Consider the following 24561-nt stretch of genomic DNA (forward strand, 5'->3'; position numbering starts at 1 on the left):
TCGATGCATAAGTTGCTTCGAGACAAGGGCACAAGGCGCTAGGCAACATTTTTTTAGATGGGCGAACGGGCCATCTAAGAGCAGTTGCTTATACCCGGAAACTTCCCCGATCCCGGCTACTGACGTTCAATTGTAATCGAATTGTTATCAACCCTCGAATTGGCCGTAGACCTCTTCAGTGTTCTGAGTGAGCTGGTGGCAGAGTTCTTCCACGTCAACCCCCAGATGTTTCGCCATGTATCGGACGGTGTACGGGACCATGTAAACAGCGTTCGGACGGCCTCTAAACGGGTGTGGAGTCAAGAATGGGGCGTCTGTTTCCACCAAAATCAGCTCTTTTCGCGCAATTGCCAGTGCAGCCTGCTGATTTTTGGAGTTTTTGAACGAAACTGTGCCCGCAAATGACATGTACCAGCCGTGCTCATTGCAGATCTTCGCGAGAGCTTCATCACCCGAATAGCAGTGGAAAACCACCTTTTCCGGAAGTTTGATGCCACTTGTTAGCACTTCAACTACATCATCGTGGGCATCGCGGTCGTGAATCTGCATCGCCTTGCCGGCGCGCACCGCGATGTCGATATGACGCTCAAATGAGTAGCGCTGAGCGTCACGCCCTTCTTCGCCGGTTCGGAAGTAATCCAATCCCGTTTCACCGATCGCTCGGACGCGTGGGTGTGCAGCCAACTTTTCGATTTCTGCGAGCGCGGCTTCAAGTGGGTTATCGAAGCCTTCGAGGCTCAGTTCGCTTTCGTCATCATGGCCGTGACCGCTCTCTGGGTGGAGCAAGCGGGGAGCATCGTTCGGGTGAATAGCGACAGCGGCAAGTACGCGCGGATCAGACTCGGCTGCTTGAACAGCCCAGCGGGAGCTCTTGACGTCGCAACCCACCTGGATGGCGCCCTTGACGCCCACGGCGTTGGCTGCGTCCATGGCGTCCTTGACGGACACTTCCACCCAACCGTCACGGAAGTCCATGTGGGTGTGGTTGTCGATGACCGAAACCGGCAACGGCTTTGGTGCTGGCGGATAAGAGGTATCGCGACGCTTACCATTCTCCGCTACTGCGCTCCGGGCCCCATGCACAAGTGGCACGCCGCTGGAGTGGCGAGATACGGCGTCGTCCTTTGTAGGAATCTGTACTTCCTCGGGAACGTAGGCTGCCGGCGTTACTGAATGGAAATTCTCATCTTGCACCCCATTAGACTAACCACAATGGCTCGATGAATAAGTACGCTAGAACGAGCAATAGCTCGAGGGGACGTCGTGACTACTCAACAGCAAGACCTAACACTTGGTGCCGATTTCCATGACGCGTGCCAGCGTATTTTGGATGCGATCGATGGCGTACTGGACGGCAAACAGTCTGTCGCGCGGACGGCGCTGACCGTATTGCTCGCGCAAGGACACCTGCTTCTCGAGGATGTGCCGGGCGTCGGTAAGACTCTGCTCGCGAAGGCTCTCGCCAAAACCATCGACGGCGATATCAAGCGCATTCAATTCACGCCTGACCTGCTGCCTTCCGATGTCACGGGTGTGTCCATTTATAACCAGGACACGCACTCGTTTGATTTCCGTACCGGCCCGGTGTTCGCGAACATCGTTATTGGTGACGAGATCAACCGCGCCTCCGCAAAGACTCAGTCGGCTCTTCTGGAATGTATGGAAGAGCGGCAGGTTTCCATTGATTCCGTGACGCATCCGCTGCCAGACCCGTTCATGGTGATTGCGACGCAGAACCCCATTGAACTTGAGGGCACCTTCCCGTTGCCCGAGGCGCAGCGCGACCGCTTCATGGCCCGAATTTCCGTGGGTTACCCGGACCGGCAGGCCGAGATGGACATGCTGGAATCCCACCAGTCCACCAATCCTTTGGACCGCGTCTCCCCTGCGCTTAATACCGGCGAGCTGCGAGCGCTAATCGACGCAGTGAAAACAGTTCATGTGTCAGAACCGATCAAGGAGTACATCGTCTCGATTGGTCGGGCCACGCGTGAACACCCTGACGTCAATTTGGGCGCCTCGCCGCGATCCTTGCTTCAGCTACTGCGGGCCGCTAAGGCGACGGCAGCGGTATCCGGGCGAAACTATGTGGTTCCGGATGACGTGAAGTCCATTGCCCACGACGTCCTCGTGCACCGCATTGTCCTTGACCGCAAGACTAAATTCTCCGGCCGCCGCGTGGACTCGTTGCTGGATAGCATTTTGGCGTCGATCCCCGTCAAGGCTGACGGTCGCGACGTAGCGGCTGGCAGCTAGCTCTTCGCGAGCCACGGATTCTCATGAGCGCACCTACCCCAGTCACCCCCGGAGCCTTTTCCGCGGATGATGCCGTGGCGCAACGAAAGCTGCTTTCTCGGCAAGAACGAGCAGAGCGTCGTGAAGCGCGCAAGAAGTTCTTCCAGCGGATTCCGCTGACCGCTCGCGGGATAGGCATGTTGGTCGCCGGTGTCCTGAGTTTGGCTCTGGCTGGAGTGCTCGGTAGACGTGAACTCCTAGCGATTTCCCTCTTTCTCATCGCACTGCCGTTGACCTCCATCGCCACCGTGTATTTGGGACGCCGTCAGATTTCGATGCAACGCACCTTCACGCCGCATCCCATCACAGCCGGCCAAACAACTCGCGTATCAAGCCGAGTCATCTTCCCCTCAACGCGCGGCTCCGCACTGCTCGTGGAGGAGCACCTTCCAGCATCGTTTGGTGCCAACCCCCAATTTACTGCGGCCCCTCATGACTCAACCGCCTTCAGCTACCGGCTTCGTCCCTCACAGCGCGGCACCCACACGGTTGGCCCGGCGACGGCTCACTTCACGGACGTCTTGGGGCTCGCAAAACAACGCGTCACGTTCGGGGAGCCCAGCGCTTTGTGCGTGCTGCCGCGAACCAACGAGACCACATCTGAGACCTCGTCCGGCGCCCAAGTAGGCAACGACAATGCCCCTACCCTGCGTCACTCCTCGCCAGACATGGATGACGTCATGGTCCGCGAATACCGCGACGGCGATCCGCTACGCCGCATTCACTGGCCGGCAAGTGCCCGGCACGGCGAGCTCATGGTCCGGCAAGAAATCTTCTCGGTGAGGTATCACGTGGCGATCATGTTGGACGCTGCGCGTACTTCTTATGGTCTCGACGTTATGCGCACGGAATCATCGTCCGCTGGCGCCGAACGGTCGGCAACAGAGCTCACCGTCCCCCGTTTCGACAGCGAACCCGGCACCACTACCGAGGACTTCAACCGGGCGCTGGAGCTGACTGCCACCCTTGTGAGCCAGATGCAGGACAACGGCGTCACAGTAGACGTCTTTGACCACTCCGGAACTTCGCTCAACGAAGGCCTCCATTCGGTGCGTGGCTACGTGTCTCGATCAGATGACGACAGCGTGACCTGGATCCTGTCAGAGCTTGGACTGAACGAACACCCGGCAGCTGAGCGCAATCACAACTTGCCCATCACGGAAAATCAAACGCTCATGCTCATCACGCACCGGCCCACCACGGAACATGCCGAACGCTTGGTGCGCTGGTTTGAACAGCATCGCAAGGTCACCGTGGTCATGGACACCACTGCTCCCGCCAGAATGGTCTTCGAGAACGCCGGCTGGACCGTCACCTCCGAACAGAACCTCCCGGAGGAAGTGTGACCACTACCGTCCCCATCGAAACCCCTCCTGAAGCCGCCGAGAAGCGGCCTAGGCGAGCTGCGTCGTCGTCCTTTGTGCCACGGCTACTGGCGCAGAATCTCGCCGTGTTCCTCGCAACGTGCGCTGTGATGATTGCTGCCGCCACGAGCCTTGAGGGAATGTACAGCGGCTGGTCCTGGATGTGGGATATCGGTGTTGTGGTACTGGTAGTGGCCGGTGCGATTACCGGGACGCGGACTATCGGATCGCTCGTCTCGAAGGCGTCCTGGCTGGATCAAGAACCGAGTAATCCGCGAGCCAACGTGTGGGTGCGGTCCTTTACGCCCTCGCTCGCAGGGCTGCTGGCGCTGATCGGCGTCACCATCGCGAGGTTCATGCCTGAGACCGCACTTTTGAAGATCTTCCCGACGACGCTCACCCTCGACACGTTCCAGGGGATGGTTCGTTTCGCGTCCGAAGAAGTGATGTCCCAAGTCACCCCAGTCATACCAAGCTCAGCTCTCATTGCGCTGACTTGTCTCGCGGTGGGTCTGCTGGTGATCTTGTTTGATCTGCTGGCATTCGGGGTAGGGTTCCCTGCGATTTCTGGAATGATTCCGGCATCCATGCTGGTGGTGACGTCGCTCGTGGAGCCGAGGGGCGCCGGCATGATGTCTATCGCTGCAACCGCGGTGGGTTACATGTTGGTGTTGGCCGTGGCTCAGTGGGTGGCCACATCGCGCGTACAGGGTGCACGGCTTCCCCAGTTCGTGACGGTGGTGGCGGCTGGCCTGGCGGCCCTGTTGCTGGTACCCGCGGCTATTCCGGGCTTCAGCTCGGGCTTTCTTCCGGAAGGTAAGCGTCTCTATCTGTTCGGCGAGCCCACTGGCGTGAATCCGGTCCTCAATCTCGGCGCAAATCTCAGCCAGCCGCTGGCGCTGGATTCGATTTACTACTACACGAATTCAGAGAAGCCGGTATACCTGCGCACCGCTGTGGTCTCTGACTTGGCGGATTCTCGATGGGCGCCTAGTGATATCGATGAGGAGCGCTTGGCTCTAGACCCAGGCGGCACCTTCTTGCCCCAGCAACGCGTGAGCAGTTCCGAAGAACCCTCCGAATCCGAGGATACGAAGATCGTGGAAATCCACACCGGCAATTACAACAGCCCATGGCTGCCGATTCCGCAGGATGCGAGCTTCATCAACGGTATTTCCAGTGCGTGGGGCTGGAATCCGACGACTTCCACAATCTTCTCCAGAGAGAATGCTCAATCCTCTGACTTGAACTACCAAGTCGCTACTGAGACTCCCGCGATGGACGCCAACGAAATGTCGTCGATCGTACAGTCGGAGCGCCTCGAAAATTACGTCCTGGAACGTCGTTTCCCGGACGAAACGCAATCCAGCGACTCCGCCGTGGTGCGATCCACCTTTGAAACGGCGCTATCCGAAGCCAAGATCTCCACCGACACGGCTGACAAGTTCTCGGTTGCCGTGGCCCTCCAGAACTTCCTGCGCTCCACTCGCTTCACCTATTCGGAGCAAACACCACTCGAGCAGGGTTATGACGGCAACGGGCTTTCCGTGGTGGAAGAGTTCCTTCGCGTGGGCGCCGGATACTGCATCCACTACTCCTCCGCGATGGCCCTCATGGCTCGCGAGGCTGGCATCCCGTCCCGCATTGTGGTGGGCTACTCCCCCGGCCGTTCAACGGGAAATTCGGTGAACCGTAACGGTATTGAGGCCCGCGAATACGCCGTGTCCGCACGGAACGCTCACGCCTGGCCAGAACTCTATTTCGAGGGCCTCGGCTGGATCCCGTTCGAACCGACTCCGGGCCGCGGCACCACTCCTGATTACGCACCCGAAGCCTCCGCGGCGGCCGCGTCAACCTCCACCTCCGAATCGGTCCCCACACAAAGTGCCCCCAGCACGGAGAGCGTTGCCTCGTCCACCGTTGCTGAAGTTCCACCGGTCGATGCCCCACCAGGTACCGGTTCCAGCGGACTCGTTCATCAGCCGGCATTTCGGGTTGTCCTGGCTGTGCTCGGCGCGCTGCTAGTGGTCGCACTGTTGTTGCTTATTCCATTCTTCATCCGCTCGAGTCGTCGTTCGCGCTCGGCACGGATCTTGAACGATCCGAACACCGATGCGTCCGAACGCGCGCTGACTGCCTGGCGCGAGCTCACCGACACCGCGAAAGATTTCGGCTACCCGATGCGCCGCGAGGAGTCTGCTGCTGCCTTCACCCAGCGGCTTGGGGTCGCGTTGCAGGCTGACGGAGAGCCTTCCTCTTCTTCTCGCCCGTACGACGCCGCCGCTCCACTTCAGCGCTTGCGCTCGGCTTTCGAGGTGGCGCGGTATGCGCGATCAGGGTCTGTTCTTGATGACTTCGACGCTTCAAAAGACATCGATTCCCTCAAATCGATTTTCATGGATCGGGCCGATTCTCGCACTCGATTCAGAGCCAAGTTCTGGCCTCCTTCCGTCTTGGGAGCGTTCCGCAAGCACTAGCCAGTCACTTATGCACCGCGTACATTGGGGTTCATGACTGGACCAGTGCCATACCTGCAATTTCCCGGAACCACTCGCGAAGCTCTCACCTTTTATCACGAGGTTTTCGGAGGAAAGCTGGAGATGTACTCGCTCCAGGACATGAACCGAACTGACGGTCCGGCGGAGAACATCGGTCATGGCCAGCTCGTTGGAGACGTTAATCTGTTCGCCACCGATAGCGATAGCTCAGATTCTGCTCTCACTATTCACGGCATCATGTTTTCATTACTGGGCAGCGCGGAGCCCGCGACACTTACAAAGTGGTTTGAGGCCCTCAGTAATGGCGGCCGAGTGATCGATCCCCTCACAGCCAAACCGTGGGGCGATACCGACGGTCAGGTCGTGGATCGCTACGGACTCCACTGGCTGATTGGTTACCAAGGCACCGACAGCGCAATGTCCTAAAATTCTGCACAAAGTAGGCGGATGGCCGCCAGTCATCGTAGCGGTGATGACAGGCACCACATCACGACGAGGTGATTCATCAGCTCACCTATCACTTTCGCCTACGCGACTGCTCTGAGTGGTAGAAATTCTCCGTTCCGTGTTGAAAAGTGCGCAGTAACTCATCACTGAACGTAAGCAGTTTGAAGGCGATCACCCAAGCAGTTTGCGGGCGATCAGATGCTCTCTAGGACACGGCGCAATGTCTTGTCGTGCTGCCGACTGTCGAAGGTGAAGTGCAGTTCGGGAGGGTATGCGTGGAATAGCTCCTCCGCTCCGCCTCCGTGCACCGCAAAGTTGCTCCAAGTAACAGTGCTACCCGAGCGACGGACGCGAGTGGTTATCACTCCGCAAGGAATGTCCAAGCACTCTCCAACTAGAAGGGGGACCCGGCCTGGCAATTCGTCCCAAATTAGCTCGCCTAATAGCATCCGCAGCGTGTTCCGCCCATCTTCTATGTGGCTGACCGAGTACGGCTGGACTACCGAGTAATTAAGATCGGACGATAGCTCGCGGAACACCTTGGGTAGTTCGTTGGCTGCTGTCTGTAGTAACTGCGCCAGCCGACGACTGTCGACTGTCCATTGCAGCCTCGTTTTCTCGTTTGTTTTGCTCTCGCGCTTGTCCCGACGAAAAGCCAGGCTCTCTAATCCCAGAGTGACGGTGTCCAAGTGATCGGCATTCCGCCAAAACGCGGAGAATGCGCGATCTAATGCCTCAGCCGTCCGAGACAAAGCTTCCTCGTATTCAGTACGGTCGAAAACAAAGGGTCCGAGTCCGCGGATCATGTCATCCTCCTCGAAGAATTCCGATTCGTCGTCAGTATCGGGTTCCGAGTCGTATCGGAAATCGCTCCACAACACACGGTCGGTTTCAATCTGAATTCGAACGCTTACTCCACCACAGCCCTCGTCATAGCACTCGGGGCAGAAATAGAGCCACACACGGTCGCTGAAAAACGGGCCTGGTAGCTGCCCTCGGAGCCGATGGAACTGCTCCTCTAGCTCGTCGGAAGCAATGCCCCTGCGCAAAAGCGAAATCGGAATACCCCCACGGTCAACGTCCTGAAAAATACGCGCTCGAAGAAAATGTCCGTCCACCACGAAATCGAAGCCACCTGTGGCATCAGGACGCAGTTCAAAAGTATTCAATGCGCACTTCCTAGTTCATGACCATTCCCTTTTCTCATCATCCCATCCGGGCCTCACCTCAGCAGCAAAGAGGGACTTCTTATCGTCCAATCATCGAGACGGGTGTTCGTGGGGATTTAGTCATCGAGATACAAATCGGCTCTTCCCAGATGAGGGTGTAGGTCGGCCGGACGCATCGGTCCGCAGATAGACGTCGAGGTCTCCCGACGATGGAGGTTCCTACGCCATCCATCCGAAAGACCTCGAGGTGTCCGACGCTACCCCGCCTGCCGGCTTCGGCCGCCCTGACCTGACCGCCTTCGCGTCTCATCCCAATCGACCCTGATCGGGTCTGCTGATCCTCTCGACGAGAACGCAGCGACATCACAGCCACCCAACCCCGACCGTCCGGGAAGCCGGGACACGTCGCATGGCCTGTGCTGCGGGCGTGTCGAGTAGGTCGTCCAGGGGCGACGCAGGAGCGTCGACGCGACGTGCTGAAAGGTGGTTCTAAGGCATGGCGATAGGTCAGGAACGGCGTCGCTCCCTGCGCAGGAGGGAGCGCAGAGTCTCGGCGTTCGCGTAGCCGACCCGTAGCGCGATCTCGGCGGAGGTGAGGTCCGTGGTTGCTGAGAGGTGCCGAGCTCGTTCGATGCGAAGCCGTTGGACGAAGCCGAGCGGAGTGAGGTTGAGGGCCGCACGGACTCGTCGTTCGAGGGTGCGCCGGCTGGTGCCGAGCGACTGCGCGACGAAGGCGACGTTGAACGGTTCGTCCAGGCGGGCGCGCACGAAGCGTTCGAACTCGACGACGATCGGGTCCTCGTGCCGGAGATGTTCGTAGGCGACGAAGGCCGCTTGCGACGGGCGCTCGTCGATGATGAGGAGCTTGGCGACATGTTGGGCCAGGTCGGGGCGGATCGATCGCACGAGTGAGAGCGCGAGGTCGATGTGGGCGAAGGCGGCGCCGGCGGTGACGAGGTTCCCGTCGACCACGACCATGGTGTCGAGATCGAGGGCGACGGTCGGATAGCGCTTCAGGAACTCCGGCCCCAGGAACCAGCTGGTCGTCGCCCGCCTATGATGCATCCGTCCGGTCTCGGCGACGGCGAACACGCCGGTGCACGCCGCGGCGATCCGGGTGGTCGCCTCGTCGAGGCGCCCGAGCGAAGCGATGACCGAACGAGCATCTCGGCTCTGGAGGGCGTCGTTGGTAGCGGCGGCCGTAAGGGTTCCAAGCGCAGGGACGACGACCACGTCGAACTCTCCGGACTCCGACAGCGGGTGGTCCACCGACAGGGTCATCGATGCCGTCGTGGTCACTCGCCGTTTCGGTCCGAGGATGGCGAGTTCGATCGGGTCGATCCGCGGGTCGACATCGCCGCGGGCTCCATCGGCCACCCGCACGATGTCGATGATCGACGCGATAGCCGAACCGAAGCAGCCGTCGATCGCGATCAGTCCAATACGCATGACGTAAACAATAGCAATACTGCCGTATACGCCACTTCTCATATGCCCTTGCTCGTCATAGACTGAACTCGCTTCACCAAGAAACCTCGACGCCTAGGAGAACCCCTCATGTCAACACCCGCATCACTTCCGTATGCCTTCGTCGCCAAGATCGTCGCGGCCGATGGACAGCACGACGCGCTCGCCGATCTGCTCGCCGGCGCTGTCGCTCTCGCCAACGAAGAAGTAGGAACGATTGTTTGGTTCGCGGTCAGGACCCACGCCGACACCTTCTGGATCTTCGATGCATTCCCCGACGAGGCCGCTCGCGACGCCCACGCCAACGGCGCCATCGTCGCAGCCCTGATGGCCAACCAGCACCTCCTCGGCGCAGCACCCGAGATCCTGGCGGCCGACGTCCTCGCGTCCAAGCTCCCGTAGTCCGCCAACGCACGAGACGATCGCGCCCCGCCGAGCCGTCGCCAGGTCGCGACGCAACGCCACGCTGCGTTGCCGAGCGGTGCGAGGCCTATCGGCACACGGACAGGATGCCGGCCGCGAGCGCTCAGCCGGCGAGGGGTCCGTCGCAGAGGAGAGCGACGTCGGTGTCGGGCAGAGCCGTGAGGCCAGCGCATCGCGCGACCACCAGAACCGAACAGCCCCTGCCCTGCGTTTCCGCAGGTCAGGGGCTGTTCGCCGGAGCCGCTTGTCGGAATCGAACCGACGACCTCATCACGTCGGCTTTGCGTCTATCGCTTGATGCGCCCACTGGGCGAACGAGCCGCTGACCTGCGCAAACGCCGAGCGTGGGGGACGCCGCCATCCGGTGGTGACCGACGACGACCGACCAGTACCGACCGTTTCACCGGAGCTTGCGGCGGCGTCGAAGCCGAGCAAGCTCCATTCCTTTAGCGCACCGCGCCCTCCTCCTCGCCGGTTCCGTCGTCGTCGAAGACGTTTCAGGGGTCTTCTCAGATGAGGTTGTAGGTCGGCCGGGCGCATCGGTCCGCAGATAGACGTCGAGGTCTCCCGACGATGGAGGTTCCTACGCCATCCATCCGAAAGACCTCGACGTGTCCGACGCTACCCCGCCAGCCGGCTTCGGCCGCCCTGACCTGACCGCCTTGGCTCGACTCGACGGCCTCGGTCTGAACGTGACCGGACAACGACTTGAACCGGATCGTGCGGTCCTCGCGTGCCGCGTGGTGGAACCAGATCAGTGGTGCCGACGGTGCGGCAGCGAAGGCGCTGCTCGTGACACCGTGATCCGGCGGTTGGCTCACGAGCCGCTGGGCTGGCGACCGACCTTGCTGGAAGTAGTAGAGCGCCGCTACCGCTGTGCCGACTGCGGACACGTGTGGCGCCAAGACACCAGCGCCGCGGCGGAGCCACGCGCGAAGCTCTCGCGCACCGGGCTGCGGTAGGCGCTGGAAGGGATCGTGGTCGCACACCTCACCGTCGCCCGTGTCGCCGAGGGACTCGGGGTCGCGTGGGACACCGCCAACAACGCGGTCCGGGCTGAAGGCAAGCGGCTGCTGATCAACGACCCCACGCGGTTTGAGGGCGTGAAGGTCATTGGCGTCGATGAGCACGTCTGGCGCCACACCAGGCGTGGCGACAAGTACGTCACCGTGATCATCGACCTCACCCTGGTCCGCGATGGCGCCGGCCCAGCAAGGCTGCTGGACATGGTCGAGGGCCGGTCGAAGGCGGCGTTCAAGACCTGACTCGCCGACCGCGACGACGCCTTCCCTGACGCGGTCGAGGTGGTCGCGATGGACGGCTTCACCGGGTTCAAGACCGCCGCTGCAGAGGAGATCCCGGACGCGGTCACGGTGATGGATCCCTTCCACGTCGTGCGCCTGGCCGGTGACGCCCTCGACAGGTGCCGGCGCCGGGTCCAACTCGCGATCCACGGGCACCGTGGGTTCAGGGACGACCCGCTCTACAAGTCGCGGCGCACGCTGCACACCAGCGCGGACCTGCTCACCGACAAGCAGAGCGACAGGCTACGCGCGCTGTTCGTTGATGACGCTCACGTCGAGGTCGAGGCGACCTGGGGTGTCTACCAGCGCATGATCGCCGCCTATCGCCACGAGGACCGGCAACGTGGCCGCGAGCTCATGGAGAAGCTGATCACCGACCTCAGCGCCGGCGTCCCCAAGGTGCTCACCGAGCTCACCACCCTGGGTCGGACCCTGAAGAAGCGAGCCGCTGACGTGCTCGCCTACTTCGAACGACCCGGCACCAGCAACGGGCCGACCGAGGCGCTCAACGGACGGCTCGAACACCTGCGCGGCCCCGCACTCGGGTTCCGCAACCTGACCAACTACATCGCCCGAAGCCTGCTCGAGACCGGCGGCTTCAGACCCCAACTCCTACACCCCCGATTGGGATGAGCCTACAAATCCAGCCGGCTTCTGGCCCAACGCTGTGGTTTAGCGTTGGGCCCTTCTATTTAGTTTTCAAGATCAACAGGTTTCCTCTGCCGTCACTGGATGTGGAGGCAGGGATCTCCTAGTTGTTGTCGCGGGCAGGATGAGCCCCTTTCGGCGGCTCTCTTTTTGCGCATGGATGTGCTGTTCGTGCGCGGGATACGACTCCTTGGTTGCGGTGGTTTTCCTGACAAATCTCTTGGTGATGCGGCTAGTTCAATTCATGGCGCGGCTCATCACCGCCGGAGCCGGTTTCTAAACTCGCTCACGTTCCCGAGTCAGCTCCGACCAGTTCGGGGTGGAAGTGGTAGTTCCGTCGTGGTTTCTGATCGGGGTCGACGGCTTTCGGCGGAACCCAATACGGCACACCTCTGCCCATGTCGATCTTCCATGGGGTGTCATGCACCAACTTGTGGTGGAAGTGGCAGACGAGGACACCGTTTTCGATGGTGGTTGGTCCGCCTTTGCTCCATTCCTGAACATGGTGGGCTTCGCAACCATCGGCCGGAACCGTGCAGCCAGGTGCCGAACACCCAAGATCCCTCGCGTAGAGAATCTTCCGCTGCTCCGTCGTGAACAATCTCTGCGGAACTCCAACGTCCAGGACTCGTCCTTCACCATTCAACACAATCGGCAAAAGGTCCGCATTGCAAGCAATGCGCCGGATGAGTCCTGGATCAATCGGTCCGACCTGCGCCGAATGCGATTGGAACGTCTTGTGCGAAGCAAGCCGACCCTGCAGCGTCTCGGCATCGATCGTCACCATGACCTGCGGACGCAAACCACCATTCTGTGGCAGCTTGTTCGTGGAAAGACCAGCCTGGATCGTGCGCATCAGCCCATCGGCAAGCTTCTGAGAACGCGTGCGGGAGTCCTTCAGTTCCTCCGCGACGGCATCTTCGTCTGCTGGGCTCGAAACGGCGTCGTCGAAGAGCATTTCGGATGCCGTGTCCGATCCACCGTTGCCGCCATTGGTGGTCTTGATGCGTGGATTCGCCTCGAAAGAAGAGCCCGCGACGAGGGTCGCCCACTGCTCATCATCAAGATAAAACTCGCCATGATTCAGGCCGTACTTGCGGCCAATCAAGTGGAGTCCTTGAAACTGTTTAGCCAGCTCCGATGTTGGCTGCACGTTCTTGGTGTTCAACCGGTTCAACCAGTTCTTACCCACGGTGGTGACCAGAGGTGCTCCGCCTTGATGCTGGGCCTGGACGAGAGCGGCTTCCATGTCCCGCCTCACCCGTGCCGTATCCAAGTCAGGTGTGGCATTGGAGAGGACTGTGGCCTTATCAAGCTCACGGATCATCGTCGAGGCAGTCGAGAGACTGGTGCCACCACTGTTGAACAGTTCGGCCACTGCCGGGTACTTGGGCTCAACAGCCTGGTCGTATTCGTCCGTGCCGGATTGAAGCGCATCGGCAAGGGCCACTCGTCGTCGGATCTCAGACTTCGTCACGCCAAGCCGCTCAGCCAAACGCTCCTCGGGGGTTTTCGTGCGCAATCGCGTACCAACACCAGTTGCTTGAGCGTCCTGCGCCGCACGAACAAACGCGGCAGCGGCATGAACCTGAAATCGCGTGAGAAACCGGGACATGGCCTCGACGGCGTCGGCATAATCAGCCCACTGGTCATCGCTGAGTCGGGTCAGCTGGGTGTCAGTGAGGGAGTCGAACTCAGTCCGCACAGCGTCTGAATAGGTGAGCATTCGTTGGAGTAGTTGCGTGGTGGTCATGCGATCAGCCCCCGTAGGCTCCGGATCGAATTGATAACTCCAGCCTATCGAAGATACAAACGAAGCACCACGAAATACTCGAATTTGTGGAAAAGTATTTTTCCTTCACCCACAGTTATAGATGAGATATTCGGTTATCCACAGAAGGAGAAAAGACAGGGGTTATAGGCACGAATGTGTGTACAGATTAGGCTTGCTTGCCTTGTGGGAGTAGGCGTGTAGGGTCCTGCTTATGCTTTGAAAGCATATGGGGTGCCTGTTGCTTCTCATCGGCCACGTTGTGGTGTATGTGATTGTGTTCTGGTCAAGAACGGTAAGACCTCGGCTGGTCGTGCTCGGTGGCGGTGCAAGTCGTGTGGTGCTTCGCAGGTTCGTTCACGATCTGATGTCACTCGTAAGAGCGAACTGACTCAGTTCTTGACATGGATCCTGGGTACTCAGTCGCAGGCAGCCATGGCAGGTTCAGCGCGTGGTTTCCGGAAGCGTATTCAGTGGTGCTGGCGCGTTGAGGTTCCACCGCCTGTGCCCACCGGCGTAGTGCATCATCAGCTCATGCTTGATGGCACCTATTTCAACGGGTGGTGCGTGCTGATCGCCTATAACGGCAAGTACGTGGTGGATTGGCAATGGTGCGATCGAGAGAAAAAGATCGCCTGGCAAGTCCTACTCGAGCGGATCCCGGCACCGGCGGTGGCGATCATTGATGGTGGTACCGGGCTACGTGCCGCGTTGAAGGAAACGTGGCCGGAGTCGAAAGTTCAACGCTGCTATTTTCATGTGTTCCAGAACATCCGTCGCGAGCTCACCTTCCAGCCACGGCTACCAGCCGGTAAAGAACTCGCAGCCCTGACGAGGGTCTTGATGAAGGTCAGCACCCAAGACGAAGCCATTGCGTGGTTGCGTGAATACGCCGCGTGGGAGGCGAAATGGGACGAGTTCCTCAAGCACCGAACCAAAGCGAAAACCGGTCAGGAACGCCCCTCAAGCGTCTCGAGAAACAGTCACTGGTGGTACACGCATCAACGCTTACGCCGAGCCCGGAACGTGTATCGACGCCTCATCCAAGAACACTGCTTATTCACGTGGTTAGACACTGACCTGCAACCAGACACCGGCGAGAAAATTCACCGGACCACATCCCCGTTAGAAGGCGGACCGAACAAAGCGATCAAAGAGCTCTTACGGCTGCATCGAGGACTCCCCGAAGAGCACGCCAGAACCGCTGTGGACTGGCTCCTCGAATCCCTCACCGAACACCCCAGACAACCCTGGAGCCTCGTGAAACCAGAACACCTCAACCCGGCCCAACGGACCAAAAACGCATCAATGGAAAGCGATGAATCGCAAGCCCCAGAAACCTACAGCAACCACTTCAGCTGGGAAGACGGAAACGGCATCCAAACCGGCTGGGCCGGCAGAAACCAACCATGACACGCCGAAACCTGTACACACATTTGTGCCTATAACCCAAAGACAGGGCTCCGCCGTCGTAGTCAGTGCTTAAATACAAAGCGCGCCGCGTCCCCGAAAGGAAGCGACGCGCTATTGCGATGGAAGCTAAGAACTACTTAGCGTCAGTGAAAGGATCAGCAATGCCGATGTACTGCACCGTGGTGTATTCGTCGATACCCTCGGCGCCGCCCTCGCGGCCCAAGCCGGACTGCTTGACGCCACCGAATGGCGCTGCAGCATTGGAAATGACGCCAGCGTTGAAGCCAACCATGCCGAATTCGATCTGTTCAGCCACGCGAAGAAGCTTCGAGAAGTCCTTCGTGAAGACGTAAGACGCCAAGCCATACTCGGAAGCGTTTGCGAGCTTGATAGCGTCTGCTTCCGTCGCGAACGTGGTCACAGGAGCAACCGGTCCGAAGATCTCCTGGCGGAGGATCTCGGCGTCGTTCGGGACGTTGTTGAGGACGGTTGGCTTGTAGAAGTAGCCGTCGCCCTCGAGCTTCTCGCCGCCCGTTACTACGGTGGCGCCAGCGGCAACAGCGGAGGTCACGAGCTCGTGGATGTCATCGCGAGCGCCCGAGTCGATGATCGGACCAACCTGCGAATCGTCTTCGGTACCGCGGCCAAGCTTCAAAGCGGACAACGCAGCAGCGAACTTCTTCGTGAACTCTTCAGCAACCGTGTCCTGAACCAAGAAGCGGTTAGCGGCGGTGCAAGCCTCGCCCATGTTACGCATCTTGGCAGCCATAGCGCCTTCAACAGCCTTGTCCAGGTCAGCGTCTTCGAAGACGATGAACGGAGCGTTGCCACCAAGCTCCATGGACGTGCGCAAAACGTTGTCGGCAGCATCCTTGAGCAACTGGCGACCCACTGGAGTGGAACCGGTGAAGGACACCTTACGGAGGCGGTGGTCCTTCATGATTGGGCCGGAAATTCCGGAAGCCGACTTCGAGGAAACGATGTTCACGACGCCAGCAGGAACGCCAGCTTCAAGCAAAATCTGGCCGAAGAGCTGCGAGGTCAACGGGGTGAGCTTCGCAGGCTTCAAGATAGCCGTGCAACCCGCAGCAATCGCTGGGCCAACCTTGCGGGTAGCCATCGCAAGAGGGAAGTTCCAAGGCGTAATGAGCAGTGCTGGGCCAACCGGCTTGCGCTGTACCAAAATCTTGTTCTTGCCTTCAGGCGTGGTGACATAGCGGCCGTAATCGCGGACTGCTTCTTCAGAGAACCAGCGCAGGAACTCGTTGCCGTAGGTCACTTCGCCCATGGCTTCATTGAAAGGCTTACCCATTTCAAGGGTCATGATGAGGGCGAAGTCCTCGGCGCGTTCCTGAATGAGTTCGAAAGCGCGGCGAAGGATGTTGGAGCGCTCGCGTGGAGCGGAAAGTGCCCATGCGGCCTGTGCCTTGTCAGCAGCGTCAAGAGCAGCAAGCGCATCTTCAGAAGTTGCGGATGCGAGGGTTGCAAGAACCTTGCCGGTGGCTGGATCATGCACGTCGTAGGTGCTGCCATCGGAAGAATCGCGCCACTCACCGTTGATGAGCAGGCCCTTCGGGATCGAGGCCAGCAGTTCGGCTTCGCGTTCGGGAGTGATAGTCATAGTGACCTCCACGGTGTATACGGATTAACGGCGGGAATTTGGTTCAACGCTAGTGCACGGCTATTTCAAGTCCAATTCAAGGGCGCACAATTACACCCCCATGACGTTGTGAGCGTGCACAACGTCATTTCTTGCGCGACTCCACCACGGCGGCATACAGCTCGCGTTGCGGGACGCGCTCTCGTTGGGCCACCGCTTGGACAGCTTCTTTCAAGCGCAGTCCGCTTTCAATCAGCGAATTGACGCTTTCCACAAGGTCTAGCGCCTGCGCCTTTTGCTCCGGCGGGGCGCCGCCGAGGACCACCACAATCTCGCCACGCACCTCATTACTTGCGGCCCAATCATGCACTTCGGCAAGCGATCCGCGGATGACTTCTTCGTGAAGCTTCGTAAGCTCGCGGCACACGGATACGCGGCGTTCGTCGCCGAATGCGTCCTGCATGGCGCTCAACAAAGTCTCCAACCGGTGCGGCGCCTCGAAGAACACCATGGTGCGGCGTTCAGTCGCTAGCTCACTCAACCGTTCGGCACGTTCGCCGGCCTTGCGCGGGATGAAGCCCTCAAAAGTGAAGCGATCCGTCGGCAGACCAGACACTGCGAGCGCGGTCAGCACAGCACTCGGCCCCGGAATAGTGGTGACGGAAATTCCCGCTTTCATCGCGGCATGCACCGCACGGAAGCCAGGATCGGACACGGTGGGCATCCCGGCGTCGGATACAATCACAACGGATTTCCCGGACGACGCCGCAGCCAACAGTTCCGCTGCCCGCTCCGCTTCGTTGTGCTCGTGATAGGAAACTACGTCCCCAGTGAGCTTCAAGCCCAGGGCGTTGACCAAGTGGTGAAGTCGGCGGGTATCTTCCGCGGCCACAATGTCCGCAGTCTGGAGCGCGTGCTCAAGCCGCGGCGTCGTATCCCCCAAATTTCCAATGGGAGTGCCAGCCAGAACTATTTCACCCGGGCGCAGCGGGGACAACGAACGATCCATAACTCTAGCCTACGCACCGCTGGGCATGTCGAGATGCGTCATGTACTAAAACATGCGGCTGACCTGCAGATATGCTAAATCACTTCCCATTTGGGAAATCCCCGACCTTCACCATCACTGGAGCAATTCACCTTGTCCCGTTCTCTCTCTTCATTTCGTGCCTTGATCGCCACGGCGGCCTCCACGATCGCTATCGCTGTCATCGCTATTGGCGGCGCAGTTCCGGCTGAATCTGCCACCACCTATAGCGCGCCATTGCGTACCGCAGTGAAATCTCTACCCGTGGCCGCCGAATCAAATTCCGGCTATGACCGTGACCGCTACTTCGGTCAGTGGAAAGACCTCAACAAGGATTGCCAGAACACTCGGCAAGAAGTCCTTCTGCAAGAAACCCGCATCACGGCGCGCTACACCTCAACGAAGCGCTGCAACGTGAAGAGCGGTAAGTGGATCACCTCATGGGACAACCGCACTCACACGAGCGCCACCACGGTGCAGATCGATCACACTGTGCCAGTTCACGAGGCTTGGGGTTCCGGAGCTAAGAAGTGGACGCAAGCAAAGCGTGTGGCTTTCTACAACGACATCACGGACAAGCGCACCTTGAACGCTCAGACCAGCGCATTGAATTCAGCGAAGGGCGCACGAGGCCCAGAGCAGTGGTTGCCTCCCAAGAACCGCTGCGCCTATGTGACCAGCTGGGTTGCCGTCAAGAAGCGTTGGGGATTGACCGTTGACGCCACGGAGAAGGCTGCGCTCACCCGTTTGGCTGCCGCTTGCCCTAACGTCACGGTGACGGTGGTTCGCCAATAGGAAGCACAGCTAATCTCCCCTTCGAAATTTGATACGGCGAGATCTGCAGTCGATAGAGCAGGCGATCCTTCACGGGGTTGCCTGCTCTTTTGTCTTTGATCAACCATGCAGGCACCGGGAACCACATACATTCGTCTGCGAGTCCGCCCCTACCTTCGGGTTGACCGATTTACGGCGTAATTGCCGGTAAAGTGCAGAGGGTGAGCCTTGTGAAATCGGACGCTGCGCGTCGCGTCGTAGATCCGAAGGAAGCGTTCACTGAAGAATCTTTGCTCTCCCGGCTCCTCGAGTTACCGCGCGGAGTCCAGAAGTGGTCCGCCGGGCGCATGGGATGGATTGTCCCGCTCGTCATCACGATGCTCGCCGGCATCATGCGGTTTGTGAATCTTGATCACCCGCACGCGCTCATTTTTGATGAGACCTATTACGTCAAAGACGCCTACACCATGTTGCAGGCTGGCTACGAACTGCAATGGCCGGACGATGCGAACCCCGGCTTCCTTGCTGGCAATCCCGTCCTGGCTGGCGGCCCTGAATATGTAGTTCACCCCCCGCTCGGAAAATGGCTCATCGCTCTTGGCATGTTGGTGTTCGGCTGGGAAAACGGGATGGGCTGGCGTTCCGGTCCGGCGCTCTTTGGCACGCTCTCCGTGCTGTTCGTGACTCTCATTGCCCAGCGCATGTTCCGCTCGGTGGGACTCGGCGCGATGGCCGGCCTCTTCATCGCCGTAGACGGTCACCATCTGGTGCTTTCCCGCACGGGCCTGCTGGATATTTTCTTGATGTTCTTTGCCGTCGCGGCGTTCTACTTCTTGCTGATGGACCGCGATTACGGGCGGCGCAAGCTCGCCGTCAAGGTGGCAACCGTGGCCGCGGCGAACGGCGGCATCCCCACCAAAAAGCACCTGCTGTACGGCCCCTGGATTGCGTGGCGCCCGTGGCGACTCGTGGCCGCCGCGATGCTCGCCGGCGCCGTTTCCGTCAAATGGTCCGCCCTCGCGTTCATCGCCATCTTCTGCTTGCTCGCCGTCTGGTGGGACACGCAAGCCCGCCGCCAGGCTGGCATCAAGCACTGGCTCTCCGCCGCAATCTTCCGCGACGGACCACTCGCTTTCATCACCATGATCCCGCTCATCGGCGTCCTGTACCTGAGCACGTGGACCGGTTGGATCCTCTCCGCTGACGGGTACAGCCGCCAATGGGCCGCCGAAAACCCGGGCCAGGGACTCTCCTTCTTGCCGAACTGGCTCAACTCGCTTGCCGAGTACCACCGCAGTGCCTACGCTTTCCACCAGTCGTTGCAGTCTGACCACGACTGGGAATCCGGACCCTTCTCCTGGCTTGCTGCAGGCCGCCCCGTGCTGTTCTATCTAGAGACGCGCGGCGTTGGCGTCGACGGTTGCACCGCAGCCGAAACCTGCCGCCAAGCCATCACGGACCTGCCCAACCCCTTGTTGTGGTGGTCGGGATCCATCGCCATGGTGGTGCTTTTCATCGTGTGGCTCGGCAACCATGATTGGCGCGCAGGCGCAATTCTCGCTGGCATCGCGGCCGGCTACCTGCCGTGGTTCATGTACCCCGAGCGCACTATGTTCTTCTTCTACACGATCGGCTACGAGGCATTTCTGATCCTTGCGATCGTGTACCTTGCGGGCCGCCTCATCAGCCGCCACTATCAGGATCCCGTGCGCCAATCGGCGGGGATCATTGCGGTTGGCCTGTTCGTCGTGGCAGTCCTCCTCATCTCAGCTTTCTTCTGGCCGGTCTGGACGGGCGAAACCATCCCGTACGATCAATATCGATTGAGAATTTGGATGCCGAGTTGGAGTTAATTCGGTTTTCATACGCAAATCAAGGAGTTTCCCATGCGTGAATCAACAAGTCCGTTGGTCATGGACCTACCGGACAACTACTCTGTCACCCAATTGCTGATGGACCGCGTCAAACGCGGCGGCCAGGCTCCGTACACACTGCGCAATCCGGAGAACCGCTCCGAATGGATCGATGTCAGCGCCAATGATTACCTCTCGCTCGTACGAGCTGGCGCCAAGAAGCTCATCGAAGCTGGTCTCAACCCTGGCGAGGCTGTGGCCATCATGTCCAAGACGCGTTTCGAGTGGGCACTCGCCGAGATGGCCATCTGGTTCGCCGGCGGCATCTCGGTGCCCATCTACGAGACCAGCTCCGCGTACCAAGTCGAATGGATCCTCAAGGATTCTGACGTCCGCATGATTTTCGTTGAGGACTCTCACCGCGCTGAGGTCGCCCGCCAAGCCATCAAGAGCGGCGGCTTGGATGTTCGGGTTTTTCTTTTTGAGGACGACGACGATGCCAAGTTCGCACTCGCCGGAGACTCCGGGGTTCCCCTTGGCACTGGCTTAGCGAAGTTCATCAACGAGGGCTACTCGGCGCGCGTTGCCGATGCCGAAGTGGAATCCCGCCGTGCTCTCGCGGGTCTTCAGGACACTGCGACGATCGTCTACACGTCAGGAACCACGGGACGCCCGAAGGGCTGCGAAATGACGCATGCCAACTTCTGCCTCATCGCTGTGAACCTCAAGATCACCATGTCTGAGGTTGTCCCGCCGCACTCGCGACTCTTGATGTTCTTGCCGCTCGCCCACGTTCTCGCGCGCGCCGTGCAGCTCATCGCTTTGTACACGGGCACCAAGGTGGCGCACTCCTCCCCTGCCACGTTGCTCCCGGACGTCGAGAGCTTCAAGCCAACCTTCGTGCTGGCCGTGCCTCGAATCTTCGAGAAGATCCTGTCCGGTGCTACGTCCAAGGCCGAGGCTGGCGGAACGGGCAAGATCTTCCATCGTGCGCAAGCGGCAGCCATCGATACGTCCATCCGCAAGGACGCGAAACCTCGCGGTTCCAAGCGCGCGTTCTCGGTTTTGAAGACCACATCTGTCATGACGCAGCACGCTCTATTCGAGAAGTTGGTCTACAAGAAGGTTCGCGGAGTCTTGGGCGGCCAGGTGGACTTCGCCGTCTCTGGCGCTTCCGAGCTCAACGCGACGGTGTCTCACTTCTTCCGCGGGGTCGGCGTTCCGGTGCTCGAAGGCTACGGTCTCACGGAGACCACGGCGCCTGCTGCGGTGAACATGCCGCAGGCGACACGCGTAGGCACTGTGGGATTGCCAATCGCGGGTACCACTATTCGTATTGCCGATAACGGCGAAGTGCTCATCAAGGGCATTGGTGTCTTCGCTCGGTATCACAAGAACCCCGAAGCTACCGTTGAAGCGTTCGATGCAGACGGCTTCTTCAAGACCGGCGACTTGGGCTTCCTGGACGAGGATGGCTTCTTGACCATCACGGGACGCACCAAGGATCTGATTGTCACGGCCGGTGGAAAGAACATCTCACCGAGCCAGCTCGAAGAGACTGTGCGCGCTAGCCGCATCATTTCCCAAGTAGTGGTGGTTGGCGACAACCGTCCATTTGTCGGCGCGCTCGTCACCTTGGACGCGGACGAGCTCAAGGCATGGGGCGCAAGCCGCGGTTTGGGAGAGCTGACCGTCCACGACGCCATCAGCAACCAGCAGGTTAAGGACGAAGTTCAGTCCTTCATCGATCAAGCGAACGCCACCGTTTCTCAAGCAGAGTCCATCCGGAAGTTCATCATTCTGGAAGACGACTTCACTGAGGATTCCGGCCACCTGACGCCGTCCCTCAAGCTCAAGCGGCAGTCCGTCATGGACTCACACGCCGATGTCATAGAGGGTCTGTACAACAAGAAGTAGTAGCAAGAAACGAAGGTGGGCGCCGGATATATCCGGCGCCCACCTTGTTTGGTAGCTCTAGTTCTTGGTTCCTCTATTACTCTGTCGCGTACCGCTCGGCCTTGAGCTGAGTGACCATGCGGTCATGCTCGCGACGGCGTCGCGAAGGCCACGTGGCGAGCAGCGTGATGAGGCACGTCAGCAGTACCAACGCACCGACGCCAATGCCTGCATCCACCCAGAACTGAGGCGGGTACAAGCGAATCAAGGTGTCCGAGTAGTTGAACGTCCAGGTGCCGTCCTTGAAGAACAGCTGGTGCACGCCCGTGAAGAAAGCGTCCCAGTTCAAGATGGCCACCGCCGCAAGTGCAATGATGCCCACGAGCGTGATGATGGAGCCGGCGAACAGTCCGCGCCGCACTCCCCCGGGTGCCACGGACTTGAGAGCAAACATCACCAAGACGGCGATGATGAACAGCCCGAGACCACCGAAGAAGACGGGCAGTAGGACGTTCTTGACGTCCACCATGTGTGAGACTTCGGTGTTCAAGAACAGCGGGTTCAGATTGCTGTCCACGAGTCCGCCCAAGTACTCCTCGCCGGCCGAGTTGCTCAGGTAATCCACGCCGTAGTTGCCGTAGGTGAGTCGTTCTTCGTTCGTGAAGCCGAACTCGTCCGCGGGGAATCCAGGGCGGTTATAGATGGCCCAGGCGAACCACGGAGTGGCCACGGCACGCACCGCACCGATCAAGACGAGGGCTGGGAACAGCACCGCCAAAATCACTTGCAAGAACCGGGCGCCAACGCTTTTGGACGGGTCCCGGAGAATGACGTCATCGCTGCGCGCCATCAACGTGTTGGCGGAGGCTTGAGTGTCGCCGTCGAAATCTTCCTCACTGTTGTGGTGGGAAAGACTACGCGACTCTTGGTCTTCGGTGCCGTAATTCTTCGCCGCTTCTACTGGGTTCCAGCGAGTGGCTCCGAAGGAGTCCTCGCCGCGCGGAATGCGTTCAGTCTTGTTGGGTTCAAAAAGGTTTTCCGACATCAACTAACTCCAAATTTTCCGGCGACGAGGAGCGATCCTTGGGATCGCCAGCGTATCTATTCGCTCAGGTGATAGATCCTAGTAGCGGTACATGTCCGACTTGTAAGGCCCAGCAACGTCGACGCCGAGGTAGTTCGCCTGCTCCTTGGTGAGCTCGGTGAGCTTCACACCGAGAGCCTTCAAGTGCAAGCGGGCTACCTTCTCGTCCAAGATCTTCGGCAAGACGTACACCTGGTTCTCGTATTCGAGACCGTTGCCGTCCACAGCTGGCTGGCCAGCCTTCGTGAAGAGCTCGATCTGAGCGATGGTCTGGTTCGCGAAGGAGTTGGACATCACGAAGCTCGGGTGGCCCGTGGCGTTGCCCAGGTTCAAGAGACGGCCTTCAGAGAGCACGATGATGGAGCGCTCAGATTCCGTGCCAGCGTCGAAGACCCATTCGTGGACCTGCTGCTTGATTTCAACCTTCTTGACCCCCTCGATCTTGGCGAGGCCCGCCATGTCGAGTTCGTTGTCGAAGTGGCCCACGTTGCCCACGATCGCCTTGTTCTTCATCTTGAGCATGTCTTCAGCCATAATGATGTCCTTGCCACCGGTGGTGGTGACGAAAATGTCGCCTTCGCTGATGACGTCCTGAAGCGTGGCAACCTGGTAGCCGTCCATCGCCGCCTGAAGCGCGCAAATGGGGTCGATTTCCGTGACGATCACGCGAGCGCCCTGGCCGCGCAGCGCTTCGGCTGCACCCTTGCCCACGTCGCCGTAACCGCAAACCACAGCAACCTTGCCGCCGATAAGAACGTCGGTAGCGCGCATGATGCCGTCAGGCAAGGAGTGACGGATACCGTACTTGTTGTCGAACTTGGACTTCGTCACGGAGTCGTTCACGTTGATGGCCGGGAAGAGCAAGCGGCCCTGTTCTGCCAACTGGTACAAGCGCAAGACGCCCGTGGTGGTTTCTTCCGTGACGCCCAAGATGCGCTCTGATAAGCGGGTCCACTTCTGTGGGTCCGTCGCAAGGGATTCGCGCAAACGATCCAAGATGACGCTGTATTCGTGGGAGTCATCGGCGGAGGTTGCCGGAACGGCTCCTGCAGCCTCGAATTCAACACCCTTGTGAACCAAGAGCGTGGCGTCTCCGCCGTCGTCAAGGATCATGTTCGGGCCAAGCTCAGGGTTTTCGGCAGCACCTGGCCACGTGAGGATCTGCTCTGCGGTCCACCAGTATTCTTCGAGGGTTTCGTTCTTCCAGGCGAAGACGGGGACACCCTGCGGATCCTCTGGGGTTCCCTTGCCGACGACGATGGCTGCCGCAGCCTCATCCTGCGTCGAGAAAATGTTGCACGAGGCCCAACGCACCTCAGCGCCCAGAGCCACCAGGGTCTCGATGAGCACGGCGGTCTGAACCGTCATGTGGAGGGAACCGGCGATGCGTGCGCCCTTGAGAGGCTGGGATTCGCCGAATTCTTCGCGCAAGGACATGAGTCCTGGCATCTCGTGCTCAGCAAGACGGATCTGGTGGCGGCCAGCCTCGTGAAGGTTGATGTCTTTGATCTTGTAATCGAAGCTCATG

Annotated in this window: 17 protein-coding genes and 1 pseudogene; 10 read left to right on the forward strand and 8 right to left on the reverse strand. The window is 59.7% G+C overall.

The features are described from left to right. Positions 1-147: 147 nt before the first annotated feature. Positions 148-1083 carry a TatD family hydrolase gene (locus tag BKA12_RS06680; protein ID WP_338087529.1) on the reverse strand — a complete coding sequence of 312 codons (936 nt, stop codon included), beginning with the start codon at positions 1081-1083 and terminating at the stop codon, positions 148-150. 180 nt (positions 1084-1263) lie between these two features. Here BKA12_RS06680 and BKA12_RS06685 point away from each other — a divergent pair, with 180 nt between their 5' ends. From BKA12_RS06685 to BKA12_RS06700, 4 genes are read left to right on the forward strand one after another with little or no spacing between them, the layout of a single operon-like run. Further along, positions 1264-2256 (forward strand): AAA family ATPase, encoded by a 993-nt coding sequence (locus tag BKA12_RS06685; RefSeq protein ID WP_338087455.1) that lies wholly within the window; start codon positions 1264-1266, stop codon positions 2254-2256. A 23-nt stretch (positions 2257-2279) separates the two neighbouring features. Further along, a complete protein-coding gene (locus BKA12_RS06690; RefSeq protein ID WP_183641694.1) occupies positions 2280-3641 on the forward strand; it encodes a DUF58 domain-containing protein in 1362 nt (453 codons plus the stop codon). Further along, complete coding sequence (locus tag BKA12_RS06695; RefSeq protein ID WP_183641696.1) at positions 3638-6136, forward strand: transglutaminaseTgpA domain-containing protein; 2499 nt, start codon at positions 3638-3640, stop codon at positions 6134-6136. Before BKA12_RS06690 ends, BKA12_RS06695 begins: the two co-directional genes overlap by 4 nt. 33 nt (positions 6137-6169) lie before the next feature. Beyond that, on the forward strand, positions 6170-6583 hold the full coding sequence (locus BKA12_RS06700) for a VOC family protein (protein WP_183641698.1): 414 nt from the start codon (positions 6170-6172) through the stop codon (positions 6581-6583). A 215-nt stretch (positions 6584-6798) separates the two neighbouring features. Here BKA12_RS06700 and BKA12_RS06705 read toward each other — a convergent pair whose 3' ends face one another. Beyond that, positions 6799-7773, reverse strand: a complete 975-nt coding sequence (locus tag BKA12_RS06705; RefSeq protein WP_183641702.1) for a hypothetical protein — start codon at positions 7771-7773, stop codon at positions 6799-6801. Between the two features lie 507 nt (positions 7774-8280). Then, positions 8281-9222 (reverse strand): GlxA family transcriptional regulator, encoded by a 942-nt coding sequence (locus BKA12_RS06710; protein WP_183641705.1) that lies wholly within the window; start codon positions 9220-9222, stop codon positions 8281-8283. Positions 9223-9330: 108 nt separating this feature from the next. On the opposite strand from BKA12_RS06710, the gene BKA12_RS06715 reads away from it, so the two are divergent. Together BKA12_RS06715 and BKA12_RS06720 are read left to right on the forward strand one after the other, a co-directional pair. Then, complete coding sequence (locus BKA12_RS06715; RefSeq protein ID WP_003941073.1) at positions 9331-9642, forward strand: putative quinol monooxygenase; 312 nt, start codon at positions 9331-9333, stop codon at positions 9640-9642. 632 nt (positions 9643-10274) lie between these two features. Continuing rightward, positions 10275-11600, forward strand: a pseudogene (locus tag BKA12_RS06720) (ISL3 family transposase). 301 nt (positions 11601-11901) lie between these two features. Here the strand turns inward: BKA12_RS06720 and BKA12_RS06725 are convergent. Beyond that, positions 11902-13368, reverse strand: a complete 1467-nt coding sequence (locus BKA12_RS06725; protein ID WP_183641708.1) for an HNH endonuclease signature motif containing protein — start codon at positions 13366-13368, stop codon at positions 11902-11904. Positions 13369-13620: 252 nt separating this feature from the next. Here BKA12_RS06725 and BKA12_RS06730 point away from each other — a divergent pair, with 252 nt between their 5' ends. Then, the gene (locus tag BKA12_RS06730; RefSeq protein WP_183639794.1) at positions 13621-14799 is read left to right on the forward strand and encodes an IS1249 family transposase; all 1179 of its coding nucleotides are present in this window, start codon (positions 13621-13623) and stop codon (positions 14797-14799) included. A gap of 133 nt (positions 14800-14932) precedes the next feature. Here BKA12_RS06730 and BKA12_RS06735 read toward each other — a convergent pair whose 3' ends face one another. Further along, on the reverse strand, positions 14933-16420 hold the full coding sequence (locus BKA12_RS06735) for an NAD-dependent succinate-semialdehyde dehydrogenase (RefSeq protein WP_183641711.1): 1488 nt from the start codon (positions 16418-16420) through the stop codon (positions 14933-14935). A 124-nt stretch (positions 16421-16544) separates the two neighbouring features. Beyond that, positions 16545-17408, reverse strand: coding sequence for a 16S rRNA (cytidine(1402)-2'-O)-methyltransferase (rsmI, locus tag BKA12_RS06740; RefSeq protein WP_183641714.1), 864 nt, complete (start codon positions 17406-17408; stop codon positions 16545-16547). Positions 17409-17540: 132 nt separating this feature from the next. Here rsmI and BKA12_RS06745 point away from each other — a divergent pair, with 132 nt between their 5' ends. From BKA12_RS06745 to BKA12_RS06755, 3 genes are all read left to right on the forward strand, one after another. Then, positions 17541-18221: an HNH endonuclease family protein gene (locus tag BKA12_RS06745; RefSeq protein WP_183641717.1), complete on the forward strand. Its 681-nt coding sequence runs from the start codon at positions 17541-17543 to the stop codon at positions 18219-18221. Between the two features lie 200 nt (positions 18222-18421). After that, the gene (locus tag BKA12_RS06750) at positions 18422-20053 is read left to right on the forward strand and encodes a dolichyl-phosphate-mannose--protein mannosyltransferase (RefSeq protein ID WP_338087456.1); all 1632 of its coding nucleotides are present in this window, start codon (positions 18422-18424) and stop codon (positions 20051-20053) included. Positions 20054-20086: 33 nt separating this feature from the next. Beyond that, positions 20087-21970, forward strand: coding sequence for an AMP-dependent synthetase/ligase (locus BKA12_RS06755; RefSeq protein WP_183641720.1), 1884 nt, complete (start codon positions 20087-20089; stop codon positions 21968-21970). 76 nt (positions 21971-22046) lie between these two features. Here the strand turns inward: BKA12_RS06755 and BKA12_RS06760 are convergent, their stop codons facing one another. Both BKA12_RS06760 and ahcY read right to left on the reverse strand, forming a co-directional pair. After that, positions 22047-22994: a TIGR01906 family membrane protein gene (locus BKA12_RS06760; RefSeq protein ID WP_183641723.1), complete on the reverse strand. Its 948-nt coding sequence runs from the start codon at positions 22992-22994 to the stop codon at positions 22047-22049. A gap of 78 nt (positions 22995-23072) precedes the next feature. Beyond that, the gene (ahcY, locus tag BKA12_RS06765; protein ID WP_183641725.1) at positions 23073-24560 is read right to left on the reverse strand and encodes an adenosylhomocysteinase; all 1488 of its coding nucleotides are present in this window, start codon (positions 24558-24560) and stop codon (positions 23073-23075) included. Between the last annotated feature and the right edge of the window lies 1 nt (position 24561).

The organism is Neomicrococcus lactis (assembly GCF_014200305.1).
Classification (GTDB): Bacteria; Actinomycetota; Actinomycetes; order Actinomycetales; family Micrococcaceae; genus Neomicrococcus; species Neomicrococcus lactis.